This is a genomic window from Cellulosimicrobium cellulans (genome assembly GCF_042723955.1).
Classification (GTDB): Bacteria; Actinomycetota; Actinomycetes; order Actinomycetales; family Cellulomonadaceae; genus Cellulosimicrobium; species Cellulosimicrobium cellulans_H.
Map to the genome: position 1 here is coordinate 36614 of NZ_JBHXIC010000020.1, position 23526 is coordinate 60139.

Consider the following 23526-nt stretch of genomic DNA (forward strand, 5'->3'; position numbering starts at 1 on the left):
AGCGAGCGGTGCTCGGCCTGCCGCTCGTGCTCCGGACGCCGGTAGCCTGCGTGACATGGCAGCGCACCACCCGCCCGTCGACCCCGGGCTCGTCGAGGAGACGGGGGGCCGTGCGGCCGACGACTCCAGGCACGCCCCGGCCCGCACGAGCAGGACGGTCGAGCGTGTCGTCCTGGGGGTCTACGTGCTGGTGCTCGTGTGGGTCGTGCTGCTCAAGCTCCACACCGGCGACTTCGGCGACCTCGTCGGCCGCCGGTCGGTCAACCTGGTGCCGTTCGGCGGCACCGGCGCAGGCGGGCTGGGCCGGAGCGAGCTCGCCGTCAACGTCCTCGCGTTCGTCCCGCTGGGCATGCTCGCCTACCTGGCTGCCCGACAGCGATCCTTCGCCAGGATGCTCCTCCTCGTCGTCGGGGTGTCGCTGGTCTTCGAGGTCGTCCAGTACGTCGTCGGCATCGGGACCAGCGACGTCACCGACGTCCTCACCAACGCTGCTGGCGGCCTCGTCGGCGCGGGCATCGCGTGGCTCGGTCTTCGCCTGCTCGGGGACCGCGCCCGGCGTGGGCTTCTCGTCGCCCTCGTGGTGGTGCTGGTCCTCCTGGCCGCGGCGTTCTTCACCTGGCTGCAGGTGACGGGCGTCCGGTTCCGGCTGTAGCACCGCGCGGGACGTCACCCTCGGCCGACCGACACGCTCAGGTGGCCGTTCCACGCACCGCCGCGAGCACGACGGGGTCGGCGCAGCCGCGCGCGAAGCCTGCGATCCGGTGGTCGACGTCGCGCCCGAGCACCCACGAGCCGACGCGCTCCGCGAGCGGGGCGAGCCAACGGGGGCGGCACCGGAAGGAGTAGCGCCACGTCGCGCGCGTGCCGCCGGACGGGTCGGGGGCGAACCGCCACCCGCCCGCGAGGTTCTCGAAGAACCAGGACCCGCGGACCATGCGCATCCCGACGTTCGTCGGCGGGTTGTAGGAGACGTACTCGCTCACCATGGACAGCCCGCTGCGGTGCCGGGTGAAGGTGCGTACGCCCTTCGCGGGCGCGGTGGCGCCGTCGAGGAAGTGCTGCCGCCGGATGAACGGGTCCCAGCGCAGGCGGACCGTGCCGGTCGTCTGCGAGACGGCGAACGCCGTCGCGGGGTCGACGGGGACCACGAGCGAGGACTCGACCACGGGCATGGTCGGATGCTCCCACGGTCGCCGCGACCCCGCTCCACGCCGGGAGGTCGAGTCATCCGTCACGGGTCGCGGGACCGGACGCGCGAACGGCCCGCCCCTCGGTGAGGGACGGGCCGCCCGGACCGCGGCGCGGGAAGGTCAGGACGCGAAGGCGTACCCGGCCTCGGTGCACTGCGCGCGGAACGCGTCGAGGGCCTCCTGCTGCTCCGACGTGTCGATCGTCTCGCCCTGCACGGCGGCCTCGAACGGGGCCTTGATCTCGTTGAGGTTCTCCTGCAGCTCGGGGTCCGCGAAGTTCTGGACCGCGGCGAGGCGCTCGCGCGTGGTGAAGATCGCGGCGGCGGCGGCCTCGTCCTCAGGCGTCTCGAGCAGCGGCGTCGTCTCGGTGACGAGGCGCTCGGCGGAGAACTCACCGCCGTAGAACATGCCGCAGGTGGTCGTCACGGCGACGACGGCGGGCGTCACCTCGGGCGCCGCCTCGGTCGTGGTCGTGGTCTCGGGGGTTGCCACGTCGTCGCTCGCCGGGTCGGTCGGCGAGGCGCAGGACGCCAGCAGGAGGGCACAGGAAAGCGCCGCGGTAGCGGCAAGAAACTTACGCATGCTAACGATTTCACACTCTCGTGCACGCGGGGCGCAAGAAGATTCGCGGGCGGCACCCTCAGGAACGGCGGAATCCCGCGGTTCCCGGGGCAACCTTGTGCCCAGCGTCACAACCTTCCGGGACGGAGGTCCCGGTCAGGGGACGTCGAGGACGACCTTGCCCCGGACGTGCCCGTCGGCGACGAGCCGCAGGGCCTCCGCCGCCTCCGCCAGGGGGAACCGGGCCGCGACCTCGGCCCGGAGCCGTCCGTCCTCCGCGAGCGCGAGCACCTCGTCGAGGGCACCCTTCGCGTCGACCTTGTCGACGACGCCCGCGGCGCGGGACGCGTCGGACCCGACGATCGTCACCGCGCTCGGCGGGTCGTCCGGGGTGGCGGGCGCCAGGTCCTCGCCCAGCAGGGCGACGGTCGCGGCGACCGTGTCCGCGGAGCCGACGAGGTCCAGGACGACGCTCACCTCGTCCAGGCCGTCCGGCAGCGCGCGCACGGCGTCGACGAGCCCGGACCCGTACGCGACCGGCGTCGCGCCCAGCCCGCGCAGGTAGTCGTGGTTCGCGGGCGACGCCGTCCCGACGACGCGTGCCCCGAGCGCGGTCGCGATCTGCACCGCCGCCGACCCGACGCCGCCGCTCGCGCCGTGCACGAGGACCACGTCGCCCTCGCCGACGTCGGCCTGGACCAGGGCGGAGAACGCGGTCGCCGCGGCGACGGGCAGGACGGCCGCCTGCTCGAAGGGCACGGACGCGGGCTTGCGCCGCACGTGGTCGGCACGGACGAGCGAGAGCTCGCGCTGGGCGCGCGTCCCGTGCCAGACGACCTCGTCGCCCGGGGCGAGGTCGGGGACGTCGGGCCCCACGGCGTCGACCACGCCGGCCGCCTCGAACCCCAGCACGCCGGGCACTCTGCCCCCGAACGCCCCGGCGAGCCGCTTGAGGTCCGCGGGGTTGACGCCGACGACCCGGTTCGCGACGCGCACCTGGCCGGGCCCGGGCTCGCCGACCTGCTCGTCGTCGACCCGCAGCGTCTCCGGCCCGCCGAAGGCCTCGAAGACGACGACGGTGCTCATGCAGACCCCCTGTGGTCTCGCCGTCGGACGTCGGTCGCACGACGCGGGGGCGAGGCCGCGCGGCGGTCCCGGGGGGAGCCGGGCAGTTCCACTCTTCCATCCGTCGACCGCCGCTGTCATGCGCCCAGCACGGTGAGGACTCCCCGTCCGGGACGGTTTCACCCCCTCCGCGACGTTGAGGGAGCGAGATGACGACACCAGGCACCGGCCGAGCACCCCGCCCTGACGACGCCGCGCGCGAGCGCCTGCTCGTCGTGCGCGCGGACGCCGTCGCGCGGCTGGGCGCGCTGCGCGCCGAGGTCGCGGGCATCGTCGAGGCGTCGCGCGACTCGAACGCGGACGACGAGCACGACCCCGACGGCGCCACCATCGCGTTCGAGCGGGCCCAGGTGGACGCGCTCGCCCGCGACGCCGCGGCGCGCGTGGAGGAGGTCGACGCCGCGCTCGCGCGCCTCGACGCGGGCACCTACGGCGTCTGCGAAGCCTGCGGGCAGCCGATCGCGGACGGTCGCCTGGAGGCGCGACCGACGGCGCGGACGTGCGTCGCGTGCGCGGCGGTGGCTCGCTGACGCTCAGCGGTCGGACGCGAAGTCCCCGCCGATCCCCGCCTGGGTCTCGAGCAGGTCGCCGGTGTCACCGACGATCACCCAGTTCGGCCCGACGAGCGCGGCCTCGCCCTCCGCGGCGGGCGTCTCGGGCAGGAGCGCGAAGTACTCGGCCTCGTCCACGTCGTCGGCGAACACGGCCAGCAGGGTCGTGTCGTCGCACGCCCCCATCTCGGCGTCGGGGGTCCCGGTGTCCTCGGGGACGAACGACAGGCACGTGAGGCCCGCGGTCGTCGCGGACTCGTGGAGCGCGTCCAGAGAGTCGTAGGTGACGTCCTTCTCCCCGGGTCCGGGCCCCGAGCACGCCGCGAGGACACCGCCGACGGCGACGAGGCCGACGAGCAGCCCGTTGGCGCGGCACGGACGCGAGGGGTCGAGGGTGCGCATGTCTCGATGGTCCGCCGTCGTGCCCGGTCGCGCCACGGGAAGCCCGCGCCGAGCAGGTCAGGCGCGGAAGCGCTCGCCGCGCTCGACGACGCGACCCGCGCCGCGGCCGTCGTTCGCGTCAGCGTCCCACGTGTAGACCTCGGCGCCCGTGACCAGCACGTGCTCGGCGCGCGACGTCACGTCCAGCGGGTCGCCCGACCACACGACGACGTCGCCGTCGAGGCCCGGGGCGAGCGCGCCGACCCGGTCGTCGAGGCCGAGGAACGCCGCCGGGTTGACGGTGAGCGCGCGCAGGGCGGTCTCGCGGTCGAGGCCCTCCTTCACCGCGAGCGACGCCTGGTGCACGAGGAAGTTGATCGGCACGACGGGGTGGTCGGTCGTGATCGCCACGCGCACGCCGGCGCGCGCCAGCGCTCCCAGGTTCGCGATGTCGCGGTTGCGCAGCTCGATCTTGGAGCGCGAGGTGAACAGCGGGCCGAAGATCACCGGCACGTCGCGCTCCGCGAGCACGTCCGCGACGGCGGCGCCGTCGGTCCCGTGGTTGACGACGAGCTTGTAGCCGAACTCGTCCGCGAGGCGCAGCGCCGTCGCGATGTCGTCGGCGCGGTGCGTGTGCTGGTCCCAGTAGAGCTCGCCCGCGAGGACGCGCGCCAGGGTCTCCTTGGCGAGGTCGCGGTCGAACGGCTCGCCCTTCGCCTCGGCCGCGTCGCGCTTCGCCGCGTAGTTCTGCGCGTCGACGAACGCCGCACGGATGACCTTCGCGACGCCGAGGCGGGTGGACGGCGTCTTCTTCTGGTCTCCGTACACGCGCTTGGGGTTCTCGCCGAGCGCCGACTTCACCGAGACCGCCTCGCGGATCACCTGCTCGTCGACCGTGCGGCCGCCCCACGTCTTGATCGCGACGGTCTGTCCGCCGATGGGGTTGCCCGAGCCCGGCTTCACGACGGCGCTCGTCACGCCGCCCACGAGCGCGTCGCGGAAGCCCTCGTCCTCGACGTTGATCGCGTCGATCGCGCGCAGGGCCGCACCGTTCGGGTCGGTCATCTCGTTGGTGTCGTTGCCGGCCCAGCCCTCGGCCTCCTCCATGACGCCCATGTGGGCGTGCGCCTCGACGAAGCCGGGCAGCACCCAGCGGCCCTGCGCGTCGAGGGTCGGGACGCCGTCGGGCACGACGACGTCCGCCCCGACCGCGGTGATGATCCCGTCCTCGATCAGGACGGTCCCGTTCTCGATCGGCTCCGAGGCGACGGGCACGACGTAGCCGTTCACGACGGCGACGCTGCGGTGCGCGGTGCGCGGGACGGGGCGGGAGGAGCTGTGGGCAGGGGTGGATGAGGTCGTCATGGTCCCCATCATCGCCCCGGGCAAGCACGCGCGGTCCTCGTCCGGGTGTCGACGAGGCACTCGTGTACCCTGGAGGTCGCGCTCATGTCGCCGGTCGAACGGACCGCGACGCTCTTCGGTCCTCGGCATCGAAGCAAGACCGTGCGCGTCAGGCAGCAGACGCTGCCGTCGAGATCTCCGCCCACCGAGCGCGGAGCGAGAGCAGAGAACATCCTTTCTTCCCTTTCTGACCGCCCTGAGACCGCATCGTCGGTCGCGGGCACGACCGGACCAGACCTCGTGCTGCGCCGCGCCGACGACGACCTGTGGGTCGCCACGGCGGACGGCGAGTACGCCGGCCTGGTCACCCGACTCCCCGACGGCTTCCACGTCCACGACCGCTTCACGCGGCCGGTGGGCGTCGTCGTCGACCTGCACCACGCGAAGCGGCACCTCGTCGCCCGGCGTGAACGCCCGGCGGGCCCTCGCGGGACCCGCCTCCACGACCGTCGGCGCCCCGCGGGGCGCGACAACCGGACCCGCGCTCGTGGGCCGGTCGCACCAACGAAGGAAGTCATCATGGCTACAGGCACCGTGAAGTGGTTCAACGCGGAGAAGGGGTTCGGCTTCATCGCCCCCTCCGACGGCACCGCCGACGTGTTCGCCCACTACAGCGAGATCAACTCGAGCGGCTACCGCTCGCTCGAGGAGAACCAGAGCGTCTCGTTCGACGTCACCCAGGGCCCCAAGGGCCCGCAGGCGACGAACATCCAGGCGCTCTGACCTCCTCACCCGCCCGGCGTCAGCGCCGGGGGGGTGACGACGTCCCGAAGGGCCGTGCGACCGCACGGCCCTTCGGCGTACCCGGGGAGGACGCTCACCGGGCGGCCCTACAGTGGTGCTCCTCGGAGAGGGGGCGACGATGACCAGCAGAGCCACGACCGCGACCCGACGCGCGACGCGCGGGCTGGGACGCGAGCTCACGGGCATGCTCCTGGTCGCGGTCATCGCGATGGGGGCCGCGCTCGCCGTCGTCGGGGGGTGGAAGTGGGTCACGACGACCCACGACGTCTCCCTCGCGCTCGAGCTGGACCGGGACGGTGTCGCCGTCGAGGCGACGGACGCCGTCCTCGTCGTGGAGGGCAAGGCCGGTTCCGACGGCGTCCAGGTCGGCACCGTGACGGCGCGTGTCCCCGGGCTGGCGGACCCCGTCGAGCTGCGCGGGACGGCCGGCGCCACGAGCGCGCAGGGCGTCGACCCCGCGGCCGTCGACCCCCCGGTCCACCTGCCGGCGCCGTCGGGCAGCCCGTACGCCGGCGTCTTCGCCGCCGTCCAGGACGCCGACGCACCGGGGACCGTCATGGCGCGCTCCGACCTCGACCGTGTCGTGGCCGACGGCGCGGAGGACGCCGCGCGCAGCCTGCGGACCGCGCTCGTCGGCCTCGCGTGGGCGGGGCTGTGGAGCCTGGTCGTGTGGGCGGTCGTGGCGCGGCGGCGGCGCACGCTGCGACGCTCGGACCACTAGGCTCCTGAGCGCACCACCGCACCGCGCGCGAAGGAGCTCGCATGCACGTCGTCGTCGGACTGTTCCGGCTGTTCCTCGTCGTCCTCGCCCTCGTCGGGACGCGCGCCATCTGGCGCGACGGCGACATCGAGGGGCTGATCTACTTCACGAACCAGACGGGCTTCCTCATCGCCGTCGTGTTCGCGTGGGCGGGCGTCGCGTCGCTCCTGCGGCGACAGCAGCCCCCAGGCTGGCTCAAGGGTGGTGTGACGCTCTTCGCCGCGATCACCGGGCTCGTCGCCAACCTCGTGCTCGCGCCCGAGGACCCCGACGCCCCCGCCGTGTTCCTCGGACTGACCGACGGTCAGATCGAGCACGAGCTGCTGCCGCTCGCGGTCTTCGTCGACTTCCTCCTGCTCGACGCCCACCGGCGTCTGCGTGGCCTCGACGCCGCGCGCTGGCTCCTGTACCCGCTCGCGTACTTCGCGTTCACGACGATCCGCGGGTTCGTGAGCCCGGGCAGCGAGTACCCGTACGGGTTCGTCGACCTCGACGCGCTGGGGTGGACCGGCCTGCTCGTCAACGTCGTGCTCTACGGCGCGGGATTCCTCGTGCTCGGGCTGCTCATCGTCGGGATCGACCGGCTCCTGCCGACGGGCCCCGCGATCGGCCGGTACGCGGACCGCTCACCGGCCTCCGAGGCGCCGGAGGCAGCAGGGGCGGCGGGCAGCCCGGACGACGCGTCCGCGTCGCGCTAGGGTGGCCGTCGTGCCCTCCCCGGTCGTCGGTCCGCTGCGCGTCGCCCGCGCCGCGCTCGTGGCGACCCTCGTGCTCGCGCTGACGGCGCTCGCGCACCGCGTCGCCGGGGGTGCCCTCCCGGACCCCCTGGTCCTCGCGGCGCTCGCCGCGTTCACGCTCGCCGGCACGACGGCGGCCGCGCGGCTGCGGTTCACGCCCACCCGCCTCGTCGTGCTCCTCGGCGGCGCCCAGGTCGCGCTGCACCAGGCGCTCGTCGTGCTCGCGCCCGTCGGGTCGTGCGTCCCGGTCGGGGTCGCGTCCGGTCACGGCGGGCACGTCGCCGCAGTGGGTGACGTCGTCTGCGCGGCGCCCGTCGGCGCGCCGGTCCCTGCCGACGGCGGGGCGAGCCTCGTGCACCCGGAGCACCTCGCGACGTCGGGCACCGCGGGCCTGTGGATGGTCGTCGCGCACGCGGTGGCTACCGTCGTGCTGGCGCTCGTCCTCGCGCGCGGCGAGCGTGCGCTCGAGCGGTTCCTCGCGTGGGTGACGCCGCGCGCCGGCCTCCCGGCGCTCGTCCCCGTCCCGCCCGCCGCTCGCCCGCGTACGCCCCAGGCCCGCACGGTGCGCGTCGCGTCCCTGTGGCGTGCGCGCCGTGCGCCGACGCGTGGACCACCGACGGCGGCCGGCCCGTCGGGAGCACTGCTGCGCCCCCTCGCCGCGTCCTGACGCGGCCCCCGACGAGGCCGACCCGGTGACGACCGGGCCACGGGGCACCACCGTGCGGCGACCGCCGCGCCTCGGACGGAAGAACCCTCATGACCCTCTCCCTGCGCCGACACGTGTCGGCCCTGCCCGCCCTCCTCGCCCTCCTCGCCGCCGCCGTGCTGACCCTGGGCCTCACTGCCGCCGTCACGACACTGACCGCCGCCCCGGCGTCCGCGCACGACCGCATGCTCAGCTCGGACCCGGCCGACGGCGCACAGCTCGCGACGCCCCCGACGGCGATCACGCTGACCTTCAACACCGAGCCGCTCCCGGTCGAGCCGCAGGTCGTGGTCTCGGACTCCGCCGGGACGGTCGTGACGCAGGGCGCGCCGACGATCGAGGGCAGCACCGCGACGCTCGCGCTCGACCCCGCCGTCGCGCTCGGCGGCGACACGTACACGGTCTCGTGGCGCGTCGTCTCGTCCGACGGCCACCCCATCGAGGGCACGTTCGCGTTCACCGTCGCGGCCCAGCCGGAGGCGCCGGTGTCCGAGGAGCCCACGACGGAGGAGGCGGCGCCGGAGGAGACCGCGACCGAGGACGCCACGACCGACGCGGCGGAGGAGGCGTCGCCGGAGTCCGCGGCGACCCAGGCGACGGACGCGGCCACGGACGGGGACGGCGGGTCGTCCGTCGTGCCCGTCCTCGTGGGCCTCGGCGCGCTCGTGGTCTCCGCCGCGGTCGTCGTCGTGCTCGTCGTGCGTCGCCGCGGCGCGGGCACGGACGACGACGCCCCGCACGACCCCGAGGACTGACCGTGCCCGTGCACGCCGTCCTCCCCGGTCCGGGGAGGACGGCGGCCGCCCCTGCCGCGCGCACCCCTCCTGCCGCTAGGTTGCGTCCGTGACGTCGCCCGGAGCAGGGGTGCTCCGCGGCGTGCGGGTGCTGCTGCTCGCCGCCGCGGTCCTCGGGCTGTCCGTCGTCGCCCACGCGCTCGCCGGTGGCACCGACCCCGGGGCCGTGCCGCTGGGCGTCCTCGCCGTCCTCACCGCCGTCGCCGTGCGACCCCTCACCCGGCGCCAGGTCGGCCTGCCGCGGCTGCTCGGGCTGCTCGGCGCGGGCCAGCTCGTGCTGCACGTCGTCTTCGACCGCTGCGCCGCGCTGTCCCCGGCCGACGTGTCCGCGCACGCCCACGCCGCGTCCCCCCTGACGATGCTCGGCGCGCACGCCGTCGCGACGCTCGCCGTCGCGCTCGTCCTGCGGTACGGCGACGCCGTCCTGTGGCGCCTGTGGACGTGGCTCGCCGGGCGCCGGGTCCCCGGCCGCCCGCGCGCCGTCGTCGTCCTCGCGGCGCCTCCCGCCGTCGGCGCGCTGCCGACGGTCCGTGACCTGCTCGTGCGCGGTGCCGCGCCGGGGCGCGGTCCGCCCGCCGTCGCCTGACCCCTCCCGGACGCCTCACCGGACACCTCCGCGGCGTCCCGCTCCCGCGCGCCCGCGCGACCAGTGCACCACCTCGCCCGGCCGGCCGAGTCCGGTCGTCCCGGGGCGTGCCGTCGTGCGTGCCGACGCGCCGGAGCCCCTCGTCCTCGTCTCCCCGAAAGGCACCACCATGCGAAAGACCCTGCGCGCCCTCGGCGCCGCCGCACTGACCACCGGGATCGTCGTCGTCGGCGCGGGCGCCGCGTCCGCCCACGTCACCGTCACGCCGGACACGACCGACGCGGGTGCGTACGCGCTCCTCACGTTCGGCGTCCCGCACGGCTGCGGCGACTCGCCCACCACGAAGGTCTCCATCCAGGTCCCCGAGCAGGTCGTCACCGTGACGCCCACCGTCAACCCCGGCTGGGACGTCGAGAAGGTCATGGCCGCCCTCGACGAGCCGGTCGACGACGGGCACGGCGGCCAGTACACCGAGCGTGTCGCCGAGGTCGTGTACACCGCGAAGACCCCGCTGCCCGACGGCTACCGCGACGCCCTCGTGCTCTCGCTCAAGCTCCCCGACGCGGCGGGGGAGACGCTCGTCTTCCCGACCGTCCAGGAGTGCGCCGAGGGCGAGAGCGCCTGGGTGCAGGTCCCGGCCGACGGCGAGGACGGGCACGACCTCGAGCTGCCCGCGCCGCTGTTCGAGCTGACGGCCGCCGAGGGCGACGGGCACGACGCCCCGGCCGAGACCGTCGCGGACGACGCCGCGGGGTCGGACGGCTCGGCAGCCGACGGTGCGGCGTCCGCGGACGGTTCCGACGGCGCGCCCGCCGCGCTCACGTGGACGGCGCTCGTCCTCGCGGCGGCGGGCCTCGTGCTCGGGGCGCTCGGGTTCGTTCGCTCGCGTCCGAGGGCCTGACCGGTGGGCCGCCCCTCGGTGCTGCGCCGGGTGGTGGCCGTCGTCGTCGGTGCCGCGGCCGCGGTCCTGCTCGCGATCCTCGCGAGCGGCCCGGCCGCGGCCCACGCCGTCCTCGTGGGCACGGACCCCCGGGACGGCACCGTCCTCGACGCGCCGCCCGACGCGCTGACCATCACCTTCAACGAGCCCGTCCAGGTCGTGGCCGGCGGGACGACGGTACTCGCCGCCGACGGCTCGCCCGTCGACGTGGACGTCGCCGCGGTCGACGACGCGCTCGTCGTCACCCCGGCCGCGACGCTCGACGACGGCACGTACGTCGTGAGCTGGCGCGTCGTGTCCCTCGACACCCACCCCGTGGCGGGCGCGTTCACGTTCTCGGTGGGCGCGCCGAGCGCGACCGCGGTCGAGGCCCGGGTGGCCGAGCCGACGGCGGCGCTCGTCGCCGTGCGCGCGCTCGACCAGGCCGCGGTCTACGCGGGGACGTTCCTCGTCGCGGGCCTCGTCGGGTTCGAGCTCCTCGTGCTGCACGTCTCGCCCGGGGCCGCGCCGGTCCTGCGGCGCCGCCTGCAGCGCGTGCGCCGCGGGGCGCTCGTCGCCGCGGCGGCAGGGATCGTGCTCGGGGTCCCGCTCACCCCGGCCTGGCAGGCCGGCGGCGGGCTGGGGTCCCTCCTCGACCCGGCGACCTGGGCGGCGGGCCTCGCGACCGACTCCACGCTCGCCGGGGCGCTCGGCCTCGCCGGGCTCCTCGCCGCGACCCTGCTCGCGCCGCGCGCGGCGCGCGAGACCCGGGCGGCGTGGCCCGCCGGCGTCGTGCTCGGCGCGGCGGCCCTGGCGCTGGGCTCGCTCGTGCTCGTGGGGCACACGCGCACGTTCGGCCCGCCGTGGCTCGTCGTCACGGCGGACGCGCTCCACGTCGTGGCCGGGGCGGTGTGGCTCGGCGGCGTCGTCGGGCTCGCGCTCGTGCTCGCGCCCTCCGCGCGCGTCGACGCGCGGCGGGCGGCGGTCACCGTCGCGCGGTTCTCGGCGCTCGGCGCGTGGGTCGTCCTCGCGCTCGCCGTCACCGGGACCGTCCTGGGGTGGCGCATCCTCGGGACGCTCGACGCGCTCGTGTCGACGACCTACGGCCAGACCCTGCTCGTCAAGGTCGGCGTCGCGCTGTGCCTCGTCGGCGTCGCGGCCTGGAACCGCTACCGGCTCGTCCCGGCGGTCGTGGCCGACGGCGGTCCCCGCGGGCGAGGCGCCGGCCCGGGGGGCGGGACGACCGAGGCGACCGCGCGCCGTCGGCTCGGCCGGACGGTCGCGGCGGAGGCGGCGCTGCTCGTGCTCGTGCTCGCCGTGACGGGCGTGCTCGTCTCGCGCAGCCCGGTCGTGGCGGCGGACCCGGCTGCCGAGGAATCCACGGCACCAGCGATCGAGGTGGTCGAGGAGCTCGGTGACGGCACCCTGCACGCCCGGGTCACCCCCGGACGGGTCGGGGTCAACGCGCTCGAGATCGAGCTGCTCGACGCCGACGGGCAGCCCGTGGAGCCCGTCGCCGTGCCCGAGCTGTCCACGACGCTCGCCGACCCCGCGCTCGGGCCCTTCACCCGGCCCCTCACGCAGACCGGGACGGGCGCGTACGAGGCGACGCTCGACCTGCCGATGGCCGGCGACTGGACCCTCCACGTGAGCGTCCGGACGTCCAAGTACGAGAACCCGATCGTCGAGATCCCCGTGGAGGTGTCCTCATGACCCGTCAGCACCGGGCCGCCCGGCGCGCGCCCCGCCTCGTCGCCGTCGCGGTCACCACCGCTGCCCTGGCGGTGCTGGCGGCCGGACCGGCGGCCGCGCACGTGCTCATCGAGACCGTGGAACCCCACGGAGACGGCACGTCGACGCTCACCTTCACGTTCGACCACGGGTGCGACGGCGAGCCCACCGACGCGCTGCGCGTCACCCTCCCCGAGGGGGTCGAGGCGCTCGCGGCGGGCCAGCCCGACGGGTGGACCTCCGACGTGACCGACGACGCGGTGGCGTGGTCCGGCGAGCCCGTGCCCGACGGCGAGCGCGCGGCCTTCACGCTCGACGTCCGCGTCACGGGCGACGTGGGGCAGGCGTTCGTCTTCCCGGCGGTGCAGGAGTGCCCGTCGGGGGCGTCGTACGCGTGGACGGACACCGACCCGTCCGGCGCACGCCCCGCGCCGACGTTCGTCGCGACGGCGGCGTCGCTCGCCTCCGCGCCCGTCGCGGCGGGAGCGTCGCCGACGCCGACGGCGCCCCTCGTCGCGGCCGTCGTGGTCGGCGCCGTGGTGGTCGGAGTCGCGGGCGGGCGGGCTTCCCGGCGGCGAGTCCGGGCGACGTGAGGACGGACGTCGTCGTCGGGTGAAACCGTCCGGGCCCTCCTGGACACTACGGGGCATGGACCGCGACCCGGGCCCTGCCGACGAGCACGGTGACGGAGAGACCGACGCCGCGCTGTGGGCCGCCGCACTCGGCGGTGACGGCGCGGCGTTCGGCGTGCTCTTCGACCGGCACCGCGACCGCGTGTTCCGGCACGCGTACCGGCTCGTCGTCGACCGGCCCCAGGCGGAGGACGTGCTGGCGGCGGCGTTCCTCGAGCTGTGGCGCCGCCGCGCGTCGGTGCGGCTCGTCGACGGCTCGCCCTTGCCGTGGCTCCTCGTCACGGCGTCGAACGTCGCGCGGAACGTACGCCGGGGGACCCGACGCCACCGCCGGCTGCTCGACGCCCTGCCCCGGGCCGGCGACGTGCCCGCCGCCGAGGAGTCCGCGTTCGTGGACGACCCGGCCGAGGTCGTCGACCCGGTGCTCGGCGCGGCGCTGCGCGCGCTGCCGGCGGCCGACCTGCGGCTCCTCACCCTCGTCGCGCTGGAGGGCTGGTCGCTCTCCGACGCCGCCGAGCTGCTGGGCCTGACGCCGTCGGCGGCCAAGTCCCGGCTGCACCGGGCGCGCGTCCGGCTCCGCGCCGCGGTCGGTGCGGCGGAACCAGGGCGGGCGAGGTTGCGTCCGAACGGTGCGTTCGTCGAAGGAGGGCGCTCATGACCAGCGAGAACCGCATGCCGGACCTCGATCCCGTGTTCGCCGGGGGGCTGCGTGACGCGCTCGTGGACCAGGCGTCGGTGGCGGCTCTCCGCCGCCCGGCACGACGCCGGTGGTGGGCGGGCGCCGGGGCGTTCGGTGCGCTCGCGGTCGCCGGCGGGACGGCGTACGCCGTGACGGCGCTCGTCGAGCCCGGCGGCACGGTCGTGACACGTCTGGCGGAGCCGGTCGAGGTCACGCGCGCGGGCACCGCGACCGTCGAGCTCGGGCCCAGGCCGGACGGCGCGACGCACGTCGAGCTGTCGCTCGTGTGCCTCGACGCGGGGCGGTTCGTGCTCGACGACGGTGCGAACATGACGTGCTCGGCCGAGGACGGGCGGGATCAGGCGCGCCGGCTCGCTGCGGGGGAGCCTGTCGGCATGGGCTGGAGCGTCGTCGCGGTGCCGGGCGACGAGTCGGTGCGCGTCGAGGCCGAGCCGGGTGCGCGCTGGCATCTCGTCGCCACCTACGTCGACGAGACGGTCACCGCCTGGGCGACGAACGCGAACGGCGACACGTTCGGGGTCGCGAACGACACGGGCTGGCCCGACCTCGTCTCGGTCTACGCGACGAACGGGCGGGTCGGCTATGCGTACGCGTGGGAGCTCGAGGAGGCGCAGGGCGGCTCGCCCGCGAGCCCCGAGGAGGCCGCGGCCTGGCAGAAGGCGCGCGAGGGCAAGACCGTCAGCGTCCCGGTGTACGAGTCCGACGGGGAGACGGTGATCGGTGAGTTCGTCGTCGGCGGATGAGGTTGGCCTCGGGAGCGCGATGGTCGTCGCCGAACCACGGTGGGACGACGCCGGACCTGGTCGGCGGGCGTCGTGGCGAAGACCGACGTACTGTGATCCAGATCACTGTTCGTGCACGTCCCGAACATGAGACCCCAGCCTCTTGCACTGGTGGGGGACGTCGCCGCGACGGGTCACGTGGCGACACCTGGACCGGTGGCGGTCCGCGACGAGAGCTTCGCTGGGGGGAGCTCTCGCGGCGGATCGCCACCGGTTCCTCTGCGTCTGGCTCCGTACCGTGCCCCGTGCCGTTCTCCGGGGCGGGGCCCGGTCGGTCGCGAGGTCAGGCGGCGACTGCGACGGCCAGCAGGGCGAACGCCGCGACGAGCAGGGCGATGCGGACGAGGTGGTACCGGTCCCAGCGGTGGGCCTGCTCGCGCCAGTCGGCGGGCGCGGTCTCGGGGGTCCACGTCTTGCCGCGGTTGTTGATGGGCACGAGCACGGCGACCGACAGGACCACGCTCAGCGCCAGGAGGGCGGCCGCGGTCCAGGCCGCCCACGCGCCGGCGGGCAGCACGAGGGCCGTCGCTGCGGTGAGCGCGAGCGACCCGAAGTACCAGAACGGCATCGCCCGCCCGAGCATCCGCCCGCCGTCGGCCCGGGCGAGCAGGCCGGCGTTCCCCGGCAGCCGGTCGACGATCGGGTTCACGACGAACGCGACCGACACCTCGACCCCCACCATCACGCCCAGGACGACCACGGCGACGATCGGCAACCACTGCATGTCCGGCTCCTTCGATCCAGGGAATCTAGCAACGCTAGGAAAACTAGCACAGACAATCTAGCGACGCTAGACTTGGGCCTGTGAGCACACCGGCAGCAGCGCGCAAGGCACGGCTCCTCGAGGAGCGGGAGGCGCAGATCGTCGCGGCGGCGCGGGTGCTCGCCGAGGAGCAGGGGTGGGAGGCCGTCACCACGCGCCGACTCGCGGACGCGATCGGGTACAGTCAGCCCGTCCTCTACGGGCACTTCCCGGAGGGCAGGTCGCAGATCGTCACGGCCGTGGCGCTGCTCGGCTTCGAAGAGCTCGCGGCAGCGCTCACCGCGGCCCGTCCGCAGCCCGGCGAGGGTGCGAGCGGTGAGGACCGGGTCCGCGCGCTGGTCGTGGCGTACCTCGACTTCGCCGCGCGCCACCCGGCGACGTACGAGGCGATGTTCCACCTGCCGATCGGGGCCGCGTTCGCCTCGGACGAGACGCCGCGCGCGATGCGCGAGGGTTTCGACGCCATCGCCGACGCGCTCCTCGCGCTCGACCGGCCGCCGTCGGACGTGGGGACGGCCGCCGAGGTCGTCTGGGGCGCGATGCACGGGGTCGCGACGCTGCAACGCGCGGGCAGGTTCTCCGCTGAGAACTACGGGCGTCGCGTCGACGAGCTGGTCCGCCGCGTCGTCGGGTGACGCCTCAGCTGTTCGCCGAGCGTGCCCTGACCGGGCGGCCGTCTGCGAGACTCACGACGTGGAGAGCGCGACGGACCGGACGCCGGTCGAGCGCGGCGACGACCGTCGGTCCGCGGCACAAGGGACCGAGACGTGGCGCGTGCTCCTCGCGCTGTCGGTCGCGGGCGTGCTTTACCTCGTGTTCGGCTTCTTCGCGCTGTTCATGGTCGTCGCCGGGATGGACTCCTTCGACCCCACGTCGTGCGGGATGATCGTGCTCGTCGAGTGCCCCCAGCCGGGCAAGGGCCTCCTCCAGATCGCGGGGGGCGTCGTGGGGCTCTTCGTTCCCGCGGTCCTCGCCGTCTACATCGTCGGGACGAGCAGGCCGCGGCGAACGGGTGTGATCTCCGCCTGCCTGGGCCTCGCCACGTGGGCGGCCCTCGTCGGCACCGCGGTCAGCCTCGCACGCTAGGGAGGCGGCGCGAGTGCAGGAGAGGGGACCTCGGACCCGCGCGGTGCTCACGACGTCCGAGATGCGGAGGCGGCACGATCGGGCAGCCGCGGGGGCGCTCGTGGCCTTTCTCGGGCTCCTCCTCGTCGCCGCACCGGCCTTCTTCGCGCTGGTCTTCGGCCTCGACTCCCGCAGCGACGCGTGCGTGGACGCGTGGGGCGGCCCGTGCGACGGGGCGCCGCAGGCGTATGCCCTCGCGGTCGGCCTCGTCGTGGCGCCGCTGCTCCTCGGGCTCGGGATAGCCTGCCCCCGTCGCACGCGGGCGTGGCTCGTCGCCACCGTCGGTGGCGCGCTCGTGCTCTTCGTGGTCCTGCTCGCCACGACCTGACCCGGCGGCCGTCTCGCGGGCGCTCGGCGGATCACACGGCGTCGCTCCGCGCGCCGAGCCAGGGGGCGAGCACGTCGGTGCGGCCGAGCCAGCGCAGGCCGCCGTCGGCGAGCTCGTCCGGCGTCGCGAGCACGTCGCGGAACGCGTCGAGGAGGCGGCCGCGCTCGTCGTCGCCGTCGGCACCCTCGCCCTCGGGCGTGGCCCCGACGATGACGACCCGCGTGTGCGGCTCGACGGGCCGACCCTCGGCGGTCGTCGCGTCGTCCCACGTGCCGAGCGTGCCGATGCAGAGCTGACCGCCCGCGCCGTCCCACGCGCACAGCGAGTCGGGGCGGTTGGCGACGTGGAACACCCCGCGCGACCGGACCCGGCCGGTGCCGAGGTCCTCGATACGGCGCAGCAGGCGCTCGGGGTCGAAGGGCCGCACGGACCACAGCTCGACGGTCCAGCTGCGGTCGGCGGCCGGCTTCTCGTGCCGGGGCAGCGGGCCCCGTACGCCGAGCGGGTGGGCGCGCCGCTCGCCGGCGGCGGGGTCGTGGGTGTGCCGGGCGAGGTCGTCGGCCGCGAGCGCATGGAGCCCGTCGACGCGCCGGGTCCCGACGCCGCGGAGTCGGTCGACGAGGCCGGAGCCGGTCGCCCCGGCAGTGAGGTCCCCGATGGTCACGACGAGGTCGGCGTGCTCGAGCTGGGCGGCGAGCACCTCGCCGACGGCCCGCTGGTCGTCCTCCGTCAGCCCGACGCCGCGCTCGGCGACGAGATCGTCGTCGAGCAGGTCGTGCTCGAGCGTGTCGACGTCCGCGACGGCGAGCACGGTCGCGAGGCGCAGGCCCTCGAGCTCGTTGCCGGGCGTGGCCTGCGCGGCGAGGGCCCGGACGACGGGCAGCGACTCGGCGGCGACGGGCAGCGCGAGCACTACGTGGTCCCACCGGCCGTCTTCGGCGAGCCGGCGCAGCGTGGGGACGGCGTCCTCCCGGACAGCGCAGGAGAGGCACGCGTGCTCGAGCGGCACGACCTCGTCCTCGACGACGCCGGTGGCGTCGACGACGACGCGGCGCAGTGCGCCCTCGGCCGCCCGGATGTCGTGCCGGAGGGCGACGACGCGCGGCGCCCCGACGACGAGCCCGAACACCGCGCTGTCGCGCAGCACGGGGTCGATCGTCGCGAGGACGCTCAGGGCGACGCGCGCGTCGTCGGGCGAGGACCCCGACGGGGAAGGTGACGAGAGGGGCATGAAGCGCTCCGATCCGTGGTCTGGGGCGTCCCGCGCGGTCTCGCGACCGGCTCGGGAACAACCTGCTCCTGAGAACTGTTCTCGACAGCGGGTCAGCATAGCGTCTTGACGGGAATGATTCTCACTCTCTAGTGTCGTCTCCCGTCGCCTCACCCGACCCCGAGAGGAACTGCCATGTCCGCCGTCTGCCAGGTGCTCGGCACCGCTCCCGGGTTCGGCCACGCGATCTCGCACTCCCACGTGCGGACCAAGCGTCGCTTCGACCCGAACATCCAGAAGAAGCGCTACTGGGTGCCGTCGCTGGGTCGCCACGTGACCCTGCGCGTCAGCGCCCGGGGCATCAAGACCATCGACCGCCAGGGGATCGACGCCGTCGTGGCGCGGATCCTCGCCCGAGGGGAGAAGCTCTGATGGCTACCCGCACCGACCTCCGTCCCGTGATCAAGCTCCGGTCCACCGCCGGCACCGGGTTCACCTACGTGACCCGCAAGAACCGCCGCAACGACCCCGACCGGATGGTCCTGCGCAAGTTCGACCCCGTCGTCCGCCGCCACGTCGACTTCCGCGAGGAGCGCTGATGGCCAAGCGTTCCAAGGTCGCGCGCAACGACCAGCGCGTCGAGGTCGTCGCCCGCTACGCCGAGCGTCGCGCCGAGCTCAAGCGCGTCGTCGCGTCGCCGTCGTCCTCGCCCGAGGAGACGGCGGCCGCGGTGCGCGAGCTCCAGCGCCAGCCCCGCGACGCGAGCACCACGCGCGTGCGGAACCGCGACGTCGTCGACGGCCGCCCGCGCGGCTACCTGAGGAAGTTCGGGCTCTCCCGCGTCCGCCTGCGCCAGCAGGCGCACCGCGGCGAGCTGCCCGGAGTCACGAAGTCGAGCTGGTGACGGCTGCCGCCCTGCGCGGCGGCGCCCGACCCGTCACCGGCCCAGCGAGGAGAACCACCATGAAGAAGGACATCCACCCCGTCTACGGGCCCGTCGTCTACCGCGACAAGTCCGCCGACTTCTCGTTCCTGACCCGCTCGACCCTCGCGGGCGACCACCCGCAGGGCCCGGGCGTCCCGCGCGAGACCGTGACGTGGACGGACGGCAACACCTATCCCGTCGTCGACGTCGAGATCTCGAGCGCGAGCCACCCGTTCTACACGGGCACGCAGCGCGTCGTGGACACCGCCGGCCGGGTCGAGAAGTTCCGCCAGCGCTACGGCGCCCGCGGCGGCGCGCAGGGCGGGGGCGCGCGATGAAGGTCCGCGCCTCGCTCCGCTCGCTCAAGGACAAGCCCGGGGCGAAGGTCGTGCGCCGCCACGGCAAGACCTTCGTCATCAACAAGGCCAACCCGCGCTGGAAGGCCCGTCAGGGCTGACCCGCGTACCCACCACCACCGGAGAGGAGCGGCCGCCCGGATCTCGGGCGGCCGACCACGCATGCACCACACCGCACCCGACCCGACCGACGCCCACGCCGATCCCGCCGGGGCGAGTCCCCCCTCCGGTGACGCCCCTCCCGGGGCGCGAGCCCGACGGCGCCCGCTCGCCCTCGCGCTCGGCCTCGCCCTCCCGCTCACGCTCGTCGCGGCGTGCGCGCAGGGGGCGGGCTCCGAGGGCGAGCAGGGCGACGCGACCGAGCCCGCGCCGTCGGCCACCTCCGACGTCAGCGAGGCGGCCGCGCTCACGCCGCGCCTCGCGATCACCTACGACGGCGGCGTCCAGGTCCTCGACGCGACGACGCTCGAGGTCGTCGACGACCTCGAACTCGCCGGCTTCAACCGCCTCAACCCCGCGGGCGACGGGCGCCACCTGCTCGTCTCGACGTCCGGCGGCTTCCAGGTGCTCGACGCCGGCACGTGGGCCGAGCCGCACGGCGACCACGACCACTACTACACCGCGGACCCCGTCCTCACGGACGTGACGTACGCGGCCGAGAAGCCGGGCCACGTCGTCGTGCACGAGGGACGCACGGCGCTCTTCGACGACGGCACGGGCGAGATCACCGTGCTCGACTCCGCCGCGGTGGCCGACCCCCACGGCATCGACGACGCGCGCACCCTCACCACCCCCGAGGCGCACCACGGCGTCGCGGTCGAGCTGTCGGACGGCTCGCTCGTCGTCTCGGAGGGCACCGAGGACGCGCGCACGGGCGTCCGGCTGCTCGACGCCGCGGGCGAGGAGGTCGCGGCGATCGACCAGTGCCCCGGCGTGCACGGTGAGGCCGTCGCCGCGGACGAGGCCGTCGTGATCGGCTGCGAGGACGGCGCGGTCGTCGTCGCGGCCGGCGCGATCAGCAAGGTCGCGGCCCCGGACGCCTACGGGCGCATCGGCAACCAGGCGGGCAGCGAGGAGTCGCCGTTCGTCCTGGGCGACTACAAGTCCGACCCCGACGCCGAGCTGGAGCGGCCGACCCGCGTCTCCCTCATCGACACGCGCGACGCGAGCCTGCGCCTCGTCGACCTGCCCGCGAGCTACACGTTCCGCTCGCTCGGCCGCGGCGACGCGGGCGAGGCGCTCGTGCTCGGCACGGACGGGTCGCTGCACGTCATCGACCCGGAGTCGGGCACGGTCGTGCGGTCCATCCCGGTCGTCGACGCGTGGGAGGAGCCCGAGGAGTGGCAGGAGCCACGGCCCGCGCTGCTCGTCCAGGACGGCATCGCCTACGTCACCGACCCGGCCGGCCGCGCGATCCACGCGGTCGACTACGTCGGCGGCGAGGTGTGGAAGAGCGCTGAGCTCGACGTCGTCCCGAACGAGCTCGCCGGCGTCACGGGGAAGCCGGCCGCGGCCGGCGCGCACGACGACCACGAGCACGCCCACGAGGAGGGTGAGCACGCCCACGACGAGCCCGCCGAGGAGGGTCACGAGGGCCACGACCACGAGCACGAGGAGGGCTGAGCGCAGACACGCGACGCCCGGAGGCCGCGAGAAGTCGCGCGAAACTCCGCGTGTTCCCTAGTGTTGTCCCCGGTGCACGGCCTCGCGGCTGGCACACTGAGACCGTGACGACGGGTGGTGACCACCGCGCGTCGTGAACCGAAGAAGGGATTCGCATGTCGCTCAACAAGTCCGAGCTCGTCTCGGCCATCGCCAGCAAGGCCGACCTGTCGAAGGCGGACGCCGAGAAGGCTCTCAACGCCTTCCAGGAGGTGCTCATCGAGTCGCTGGGCAAGGGCGAGGCCGTCAAGGTCACGGGCCTCCTGTCCGTCGAGCGCGTCGAGCGTGCCGCCCGGACGGGCCGCAACCCCCGTACGGGCGAGGAGATCTCGATCCCGGCCGGCTTCGGCGTGAAGATCAGCGCCGGCAGCCTGCTCAAGAAGGCCGTCGCCAAGTGACGTCTCGCTGACCGACCGCTGCCGGCTCGGTCAGCAGCACGAAGGCCCGGAACCCCGCGAGGGGTTCCGGGCCTTCGTCGTGCGTGGCGTCGCTCGCGGTCAGGCGTGGACGACGTTCGCGAGGATGCCGTGCTGGGTCAGGCGCGTGCCGATCGCCTGGTCGACCTCGGAGAACGCCTTGTTCGACCGCGCGACGCCGACCGCGCCGGCCATGGCGCCGTGCCCGGTGGGGCGGTCGATGCGCGCGACGAGCTGGCCGCCGTGGAGCATGAAGTCGACCGTGAACACGAGGTGCTGCGCCTTGCCGGCGAACGCGCCGAGCCAGAACGTCTTCTGCTTGCTCCCGCGCTCGGCGGCCCACTGACCCGTGGGGCGCGTCGTGACGGCGAAGCCCTGCTCCTGGAGCGCGGCGTGCAGGTGCTGCTTGGCGACCTCGGGGTCGCCGGACAGGAAGTAGTCGACCGTGGCCATGGTGGCTCCTCGTTGCGTTCGGTGGATGGCTGTGGCGGGACTGTGGCGGCTGCGTCGCCGCCTGGCGGGCGGACGGCCCCCGGGATGCTACCGCCGTCCGCGCGCCCGCCCTCGACTCGTCTTGAGAATCGTTCTCACGAGCGGCTAGGCTGGGTGCCCACCCACCGGAAGGACCCCTCATGGCCGTGCCCAAGCGCAAGCTCTCCCGCTCCAACACCCGCGCCCGCCGCTCGCAGTGGAAGGCGCAGGCGCCCGAGCTCGTGACCGTCGTCGTCGACGGGCGCGAGGTCACCCTCCCGCGCCGACTCGTCGCGGGCGTGCGACGCGGCTACGTGACGCTGCCCGAGTGACCCCTGGCCGCCGGCCACCTCAATACGGTGGTCGGCGCGCGGGTCGGTCGGTATCGTCGCTCGCGGAGGCTGCGAGGCGTGACGACCCTCGGCCGGTGGCGACACCGGCGGCGGCTCCCCGCGCGTGACGGCGTACCGACGAGAGGTCGACGAGACGTCGACGAAGGTGTGGTGGCACCGCGACCTAGCCCCCGCCCGCACCTCCAGGGCCTGCCCTTCCCTGGAGGAGTCATGAGACCACCCGCCCCGCCCGCCCTCGCTCGCACCCTGGCCGCCGACGTCGCCGCCGCACCACCCGGACGCGTGGTGACCCTGAGCGGGCACGTGCACCGCCGCCGCGAGCTGGCGACGGTGTCCTTCCTGGTCCTGCGCGACCGCACGGGCCTCGCCCAGGTCGTCCTGCGTCCGCACGAGGTGCCCGCGGAGGGCTTGCCGCCGGAGGAGACCGCCGTCCAGGTCACGGGGGCGGCCACCGCGAACGCGCAGGCCCCTGGCGGCGTCGAGCTCACCGCGCCCACGATCGAGCTGCTCGGCGCGCCCGCGAGCCGCCCGCCGGTCGAGCTGTGGCGCCCGGACCTCGACGTCGCCCTGCCGACCCTCCTCGACCACGCGGCCGTGACGTGGCGGCACCCGGCCCGGCGGGCCCGCTGGGAGCTCGCCGCCGCGAGCCTGCGCGGGTTCCGCGCCACGCTCGACGCGGCGGGCTTCACCGAGATCCAGACCCCCAAGCTCGTCGCGTCCGCCACCGAGTCGGGCGCGAGCGTGTTCCCGGTCGACTACTTCGGTCGCACCGCCTACCTCGCCCAGAGCCCGCAGTTCTTCAAGCAGCAGCTGGTCGGCGTCTTCGAGCGCGTGTACGAGGTCGGGCCGGTCTTCCGGGCGGAGCCCCACGACACGGCGCGCCACCTCGCGGAGTACGTCTCCCTGGACGTCGAGCTCGGCTTCGTCCACGACCACCGGGACGTCCTGGCGGTGCTGCGCGACGTGATCGCGGGCATGGTCGGGGCGCTCCGGGACGGGGCGGGCGACGCCGTCGCGCGGATCGGGCCGGCGCTGCCGGTCGTGCCGTCCGAGATCCCCGTGATCCACTTCCGTGACGCGCTCGCCCTCGTGGGGGCGGCCGACGACGAGCCGGACCTCGCCCCCGAGCACGAGCGGGCCCTCGGTGCGTGGGCGCGGTCGACCCACGGCTCCGACTTCCTGGCGGTCGAGGGCTACCCGATGCGGAAGCGCCCCTTCTACACGCACCCGCAACCCGACGACCCCCGCTGGAGCAACAGCTTCGACCTGCTCTTCCGCGGCCTGGAGCTGGTGACGGGCGGGCAGCGGCTGCACCGCTACCAGGACTACGTCGACGCGCTGGCGGCGCGGGGCGAGACGGCCGAGCCGTACGCGACCTACCTCGAGGCGTTCGCCCACGGGATGCCCCCGCACGGCGGATTCGCCATCGGCCTCGAGCGCTGGGTCGCCCGCCTCGTGGAGGCGCCCAACGTCCGTGAGGTCGCGCTCTTCCCCCGGGACCTGCACCGCCTCGCCCCGTAGCGCCCGACGGGGGGGGGGCCCCCCCCCCCGGGGGGGGCCCGGGGCGCCGACACCGGGGGGGGGGCCGGGGGCCCCCCCCGTGTGGCGCGCCCC

At 75.1% G+C, this 23526-nt stretch carries 33 protein-coding genes; 25 read left to right on the forward strand and 8 right to left on the reverse strand.

What is annotated here, in order from left to right; translation table 11 throughout:
- Nucleotides 1-55 precede the first annotated feature (55 nt).
- The gene (locus tag ACFWH7_RS07875; RefSeq protein ID WP_378215938.1) at nt 56-652 is read left to right on the forward strand and encodes a VanZ family protein; all 597 of its coding nucleotides are present in this window, start codon (nt 56-58) and stop codon (nt 650-652) included.
- A 37-nt stretch (nt 653-689) separates the two neighbouring features.
- Here the strand turns inward: ACFWH7_RS07875 and ACFWH7_RS07880 are convergent, their stop codons facing one another.
- The 3 genes from ACFWH7_RS07880 to ACFWH7_RS07890 all read right to left on the reverse strand — a co-directional run bounded on the left by ACFWH7_RS07880 (nt 690) and on the right by ACFWH7_RS07890 (nt 2837).
- Nucleotides 690-1172, reverse strand: a complete 483-nt coding sequence (locus ACFWH7_RS07880; RefSeq protein ID WP_378215939.1) for an SRPBCC family protein — start codon at nt 1170-1172, stop codon at nt 690-692.
- Nucleotides 1173-1310: 138 nt separating this feature from the next.
- Nucleotides 1311-1682, reverse strand: coding sequence for a hypothetical protein (locus ACFWH7_RS07885; RefSeq protein ID WP_378215941.1), 372 nt, complete (start codon nt 1680-1682; stop codon nt 1311-1313).
- Nucleotides 1683-1907: 225 nt separating this feature from the next.
- Entirely contained in the window at nt 1908-2837 is a 930-nt protein-coding gene (locus tag ACFWH7_RS07890) for a quinone oxidoreductase family protein (protein ID WP_378215943.1), read from the reverse strand.
- Nucleotides 2838-3025: 188 nt separating this feature from the next.
- Between ACFWH7_RS07890 and ACFWH7_RS07895 the strand changes: the two genes are divergently transcribed.
- Entirely contained in the window at nt 3026-3406 is a 381-nt protein-coding gene (locus ACFWH7_RS07895) for a TraR/DksA family transcriptional regulator (protein WP_378215945.1), read from the forward strand.
- Nucleotides 3407-3409: 3 nt separating this feature from the next.
- Here ACFWH7_RS07895 and ACFWH7_RS07900 read toward each other — a convergent pair whose 3' ends face one another.
- Nucleotides 3410-3829: a hypothetical protein gene (locus ACFWH7_RS07900; protein ID WP_378215946.1), complete on the reverse strand. Its 420-nt coding sequence runs from the start codon at nt 3827-3829 to the stop codon at nt 3410-3412.
- Between the two features lie 57 nt (nt 3830-3886).
- Nucleotides 3887-5173: an amidohydrolase gene (locus ACFWH7_RS07905; protein WP_378215948.1), complete on the reverse strand. Its 1287-nt coding sequence runs from the start codon at nt 5171-5173 to the stop codon at nt 3887-3889.
- A gap of 558 nt (nt 5174-5731) precedes the next feature.
- On the opposite strand from ACFWH7_RS07905, the gene ACFWH7_RS07910 reads away from it, so the two are divergent.
- From ACFWH7_RS07910 to ACFWH7_RS07960, 11 genes are all read left to right on the forward strand, one after another.
- Nucleotides 5732-5935, forward strand: a complete 204-nt coding sequence (locus tag ACFWH7_RS07910; protein WP_087472681.1) for a cold-shock protein — start codon at nt 5732-5734, stop codon at nt 5933-5935.
- 139 nt (nt 5936-6074) lie between these two features.
- Complete coding sequence (locus tag ACFWH7_RS07915; protein WP_378215950.1) at nt 6075-6677, forward strand: hypothetical protein; 603 nt, start codon at nt 6075-6077, stop codon at nt 6675-6677.
- Nucleotides 6678-6718: 41 nt separating this feature from the next.
- Nucleotides 6719-7414 (forward strand): Pr6Pr family membrane protein, encoded by a 696-nt coding sequence (locus ACFWH7_RS07920; RefSeq protein ID WP_378215952.1) that lies wholly within the window; start codon nt 6719-6721, stop codon nt 7412-7414.
- A gap of 10 nt (nt 7415-7424) precedes the next feature.
- On the forward strand, nt 7425-8120 hold the full coding sequence (locus tag ACFWH7_RS07925) for a hypothetical protein (RefSeq protein WP_378215953.1): 696 nt from the start codon (nt 7425-7427) through the stop codon (nt 8118-8120).
- An 89-nt stretch (nt 8121-8209) separates the two neighbouring features.
- Nucleotides 8210-8914, forward strand: coding sequence for a copper resistance CopC family protein (locus ACFWH7_RS07930; protein ID WP_378215954.1), 705 nt, complete (start codon nt 8210-8212; stop codon nt 8912-8914).
- Nucleotides 8915-9002: 88 nt separating this feature from the next.
- Nucleotides 9003-9539 carry a hypothetical protein gene (locus ACFWH7_RS07935; protein WP_378215956.1) on the forward strand — a complete coding sequence of 179 codons (537 nt, stop codon included), beginning with the start codon at nt 9003-9005 and terminating at the stop codon, nt 9537-9539.
- Nucleotides 9540-9708: 169 nt separating this feature from the next.
- Nucleotides 9709-10440 (forward strand): YcnI family copper-binding membrane protein, encoded by a 732-nt coding sequence (locus ACFWH7_RS07940; protein WP_378215958.1) that lies wholly within the window; start codon nt 9709-9711, stop codon nt 10438-10440.
- Nucleotides 10441-10443: 3 nt separating this feature from the next.
- Nucleotides 10444-12171, forward strand: coding sequence for a copper resistance CopC/CopD family protein (locus ACFWH7_RS07945; RefSeq protein ID WP_378215959.1), 1728 nt, complete (start codon nt 10444-10446; stop codon nt 12169-12171).
- Nucleotides 12168-12782, forward strand: a complete 615-nt coding sequence (locus tag ACFWH7_RS07950; protein WP_378215960.1) for a DUF1775 domain-containing protein — start codon at nt 12168-12170, stop codon at nt 12780-12782. The genes ACFWH7_RS07945 and ACFWH7_RS07950 overlap by 4 nt, the downstream gene beginning before the upstream one ends.
- 55 nt (nt 12783-12837) lie before the next feature.
- Nucleotides 12838-13479: an RNA polymerase sigma factor gene (locus ACFWH7_RS07955; protein ID WP_378215962.1), complete on the forward strand. Its 642-nt coding sequence runs from the start codon at nt 12838-12840 to the stop codon at nt 13477-13479.
- Nucleotides 13476-14264: a peptidase M56 family protein gene (locus tag ACFWH7_RS07960; protein ID WP_378215964.1), complete on the forward strand. Its 789-nt coding sequence runs from the start codon at nt 13476-13478 to the stop codon at nt 14262-14264. Before ACFWH7_RS07955 ends, ACFWH7_RS07960 begins: the two co-directional genes overlap by 4 nt.
- 322 nt (nt 14265-14586) lie before the next feature.
- Here ACFWH7_RS07960 and ACFWH7_RS07965 read toward each other — a convergent pair whose 3' ends face one another.
- On the reverse strand, nt 14587-15027 hold the full coding sequence (locus ACFWH7_RS07965; protein ID WP_378215965.1) for an anthrone oxygenase family protein: 441 nt from the start codon (nt 15025-15027) through the stop codon (nt 14587-14589).
- 80 nt (nt 15028-15107) lie between these two features.
- Between ACFWH7_RS07965 and ACFWH7_RS07970 the strand changes: the two genes are divergently transcribed.
- The 3 genes from ACFWH7_RS07970 to ACFWH7_RS07980 all read left to right on the forward strand — a co-directional run bounded on the left by ACFWH7_RS07970 (nt 15108) and on the right by ACFWH7_RS07980 (nt 16519).
- Complete coding sequence (locus tag ACFWH7_RS07970; RefSeq protein ID WP_378215966.1) at nt 15108-15701, forward strand: TetR/AcrR family transcriptional regulator; 594 nt, start codon at nt 15108-15110, stop codon at nt 15699-15701.
- A gap of 58 nt (nt 15702-15759) precedes the next feature.
- A complete protein-coding gene (locus tag ACFWH7_RS07975; protein WP_378215968.1) occupies nt 15760-16152 on the forward strand; it encodes a hypothetical protein in 393 nt (130 codons plus the stop codon).
- A 100-nt stretch (nt 16153-16252) separates the two neighbouring features.
- On the forward strand, nt 16253-16519 hold the full coding sequence (locus ACFWH7_RS07980; RefSeq protein WP_378215969.1) for a hypothetical protein: 267 nt from the start codon (nt 16253-16255) through the stop codon (nt 16517-16519).
- A gap of 31 nt (nt 16520-16550) precedes the next feature.
- Here ACFWH7_RS07980 and ACFWH7_RS07985 read toward each other — a convergent pair whose 3' ends face one another.
- Nucleotides 16551-17750, reverse strand: coding sequence for a GTP-binding protein (locus ACFWH7_RS07985; RefSeq protein ID WP_378215970.1), 1200 nt, complete (start codon nt 17748-17750; stop codon nt 16551-16553).
- Between the two features lie 174 nt (nt 17751-17924).
- Here ACFWH7_RS07985 and rpmB point away from each other — a divergent pair, with 174 nt between their 5' ends.
- From rpmB to ACFWH7_RS08020, 7 genes are all read left to right on the forward strand, one after another.
- The gene (gene rpmB, locus ACFWH7_RS07990; RefSeq protein ID WP_021483267.1) at nt 17925-18161 is read left to right on the forward strand and encodes a 50S ribosomal protein L28; all 237 of its coding nucleotides are present in this window, start codon (nt 17925-17927) and stop codon (nt 18159-18161) included.
- Entirely contained in the window at nt 18161-18328 is a 168-nt protein-coding gene (gene rpmG / locus ACFWH7_RS07995) for a 50S ribosomal protein L33 (RefSeq protein WP_021483268.1), read from the forward strand. Before rpmB ends, rpmG begins: the two co-directional genes overlap by 1 nt.
- A complete protein-coding gene (gene rpsN / locus ACFWH7_RS08000) occupies nt 18328-18633 on the forward strand; it encodes a 30S ribosomal protein S14 (protein ID WP_378215971.1) in 306 nt (101 codons plus the stop codon). The genes rpmG and rpsN overlap by 1 nt, the downstream gene beginning before the upstream one ends.
- Nucleotides 18634-18692: 59 nt before the next feature.
- A complete protein-coding gene (locus ACFWH7_RS08005; protein WP_021483270.1) occupies nt 18693-18992 on the forward strand; it encodes a type B 50S ribosomal protein L31 in 300 nt (99 codons plus the stop codon).
- The gene (gene ykgO, locus ACFWH7_RS08010; RefSeq protein WP_047231790.1) at nt 18989-19111 is read left to right on the forward strand and encodes a type B 50S ribosomal protein L36; all 123 of its coding nucleotides are present in this window, start codon (nt 18989-18991) and stop codon (nt 19109-19111) included. The genes ACFWH7_RS08005 and ykgO overlap by 4 nt, the downstream gene beginning before the upstream one ends.
- Nucleotides 19112-19172: 61 nt before the next feature.
- Complete coding sequence (aztD, locus tag ACFWH7_RS08015) at nt 19173-20633, forward strand: zinc metallochaperone AztD (RefSeq protein WP_378215972.1); 1461 nt, start codon at nt 19173-19175, stop codon at nt 20631-20633.
- A gap of 155 nt (nt 20634-20788) precedes the next feature.
- Complete coding sequence (locus tag ACFWH7_RS08020) at nt 20789-21070, forward strand: HU family DNA-binding protein (RefSeq protein WP_087470693.1); 282 nt, start codon at nt 20789-20791, stop codon at nt 21068-21070.
- A gap of 99 nt (nt 21071-21169) precedes the next feature.
- Here ACFWH7_RS08020 and ACFWH7_RS08025 read toward each other — a convergent pair whose 3' ends face one another.
- Nucleotides 21170-21541 carry a hypothetical protein gene (locus ACFWH7_RS08025; RefSeq protein ID WP_378215973.1) on the reverse strand — a complete coding sequence of 124 codons (372 nt, stop codon included), beginning with the start codon at nt 21539-21541 and terminating at the stop codon, nt 21170-21172.
- A gap of 179 nt (nt 21542-21720) precedes the next feature.
- On the opposite strand from ACFWH7_RS08025, the gene rpmF reads away from it, so the two are divergent.
- Nucleotides 21721-21891: a 50S ribosomal protein L32 gene (rpmF, locus tag ACFWH7_RS08030; RefSeq protein WP_378215974.1), complete on the forward strand. Its 171-nt coding sequence runs from the start codon at nt 21721-21723 to the stop codon at nt 21889-21891.
- A gap of 231 nt (nt 21892-22122) precedes the next feature.
- The gene (gene aspS, locus ACFWH7_RS08035) at nt 22123-23433 is read left to right on the forward strand and encodes an aspartate--tRNA(Asn) ligase (RefSeq protein ID WP_378215976.1); all 1311 of its coding nucleotides are present in this window, start codon (nt 22123-22125) and stop codon (nt 23431-23433) included.
- Nucleotides 23434-23526: the final 93 nt, after the last annotated feature.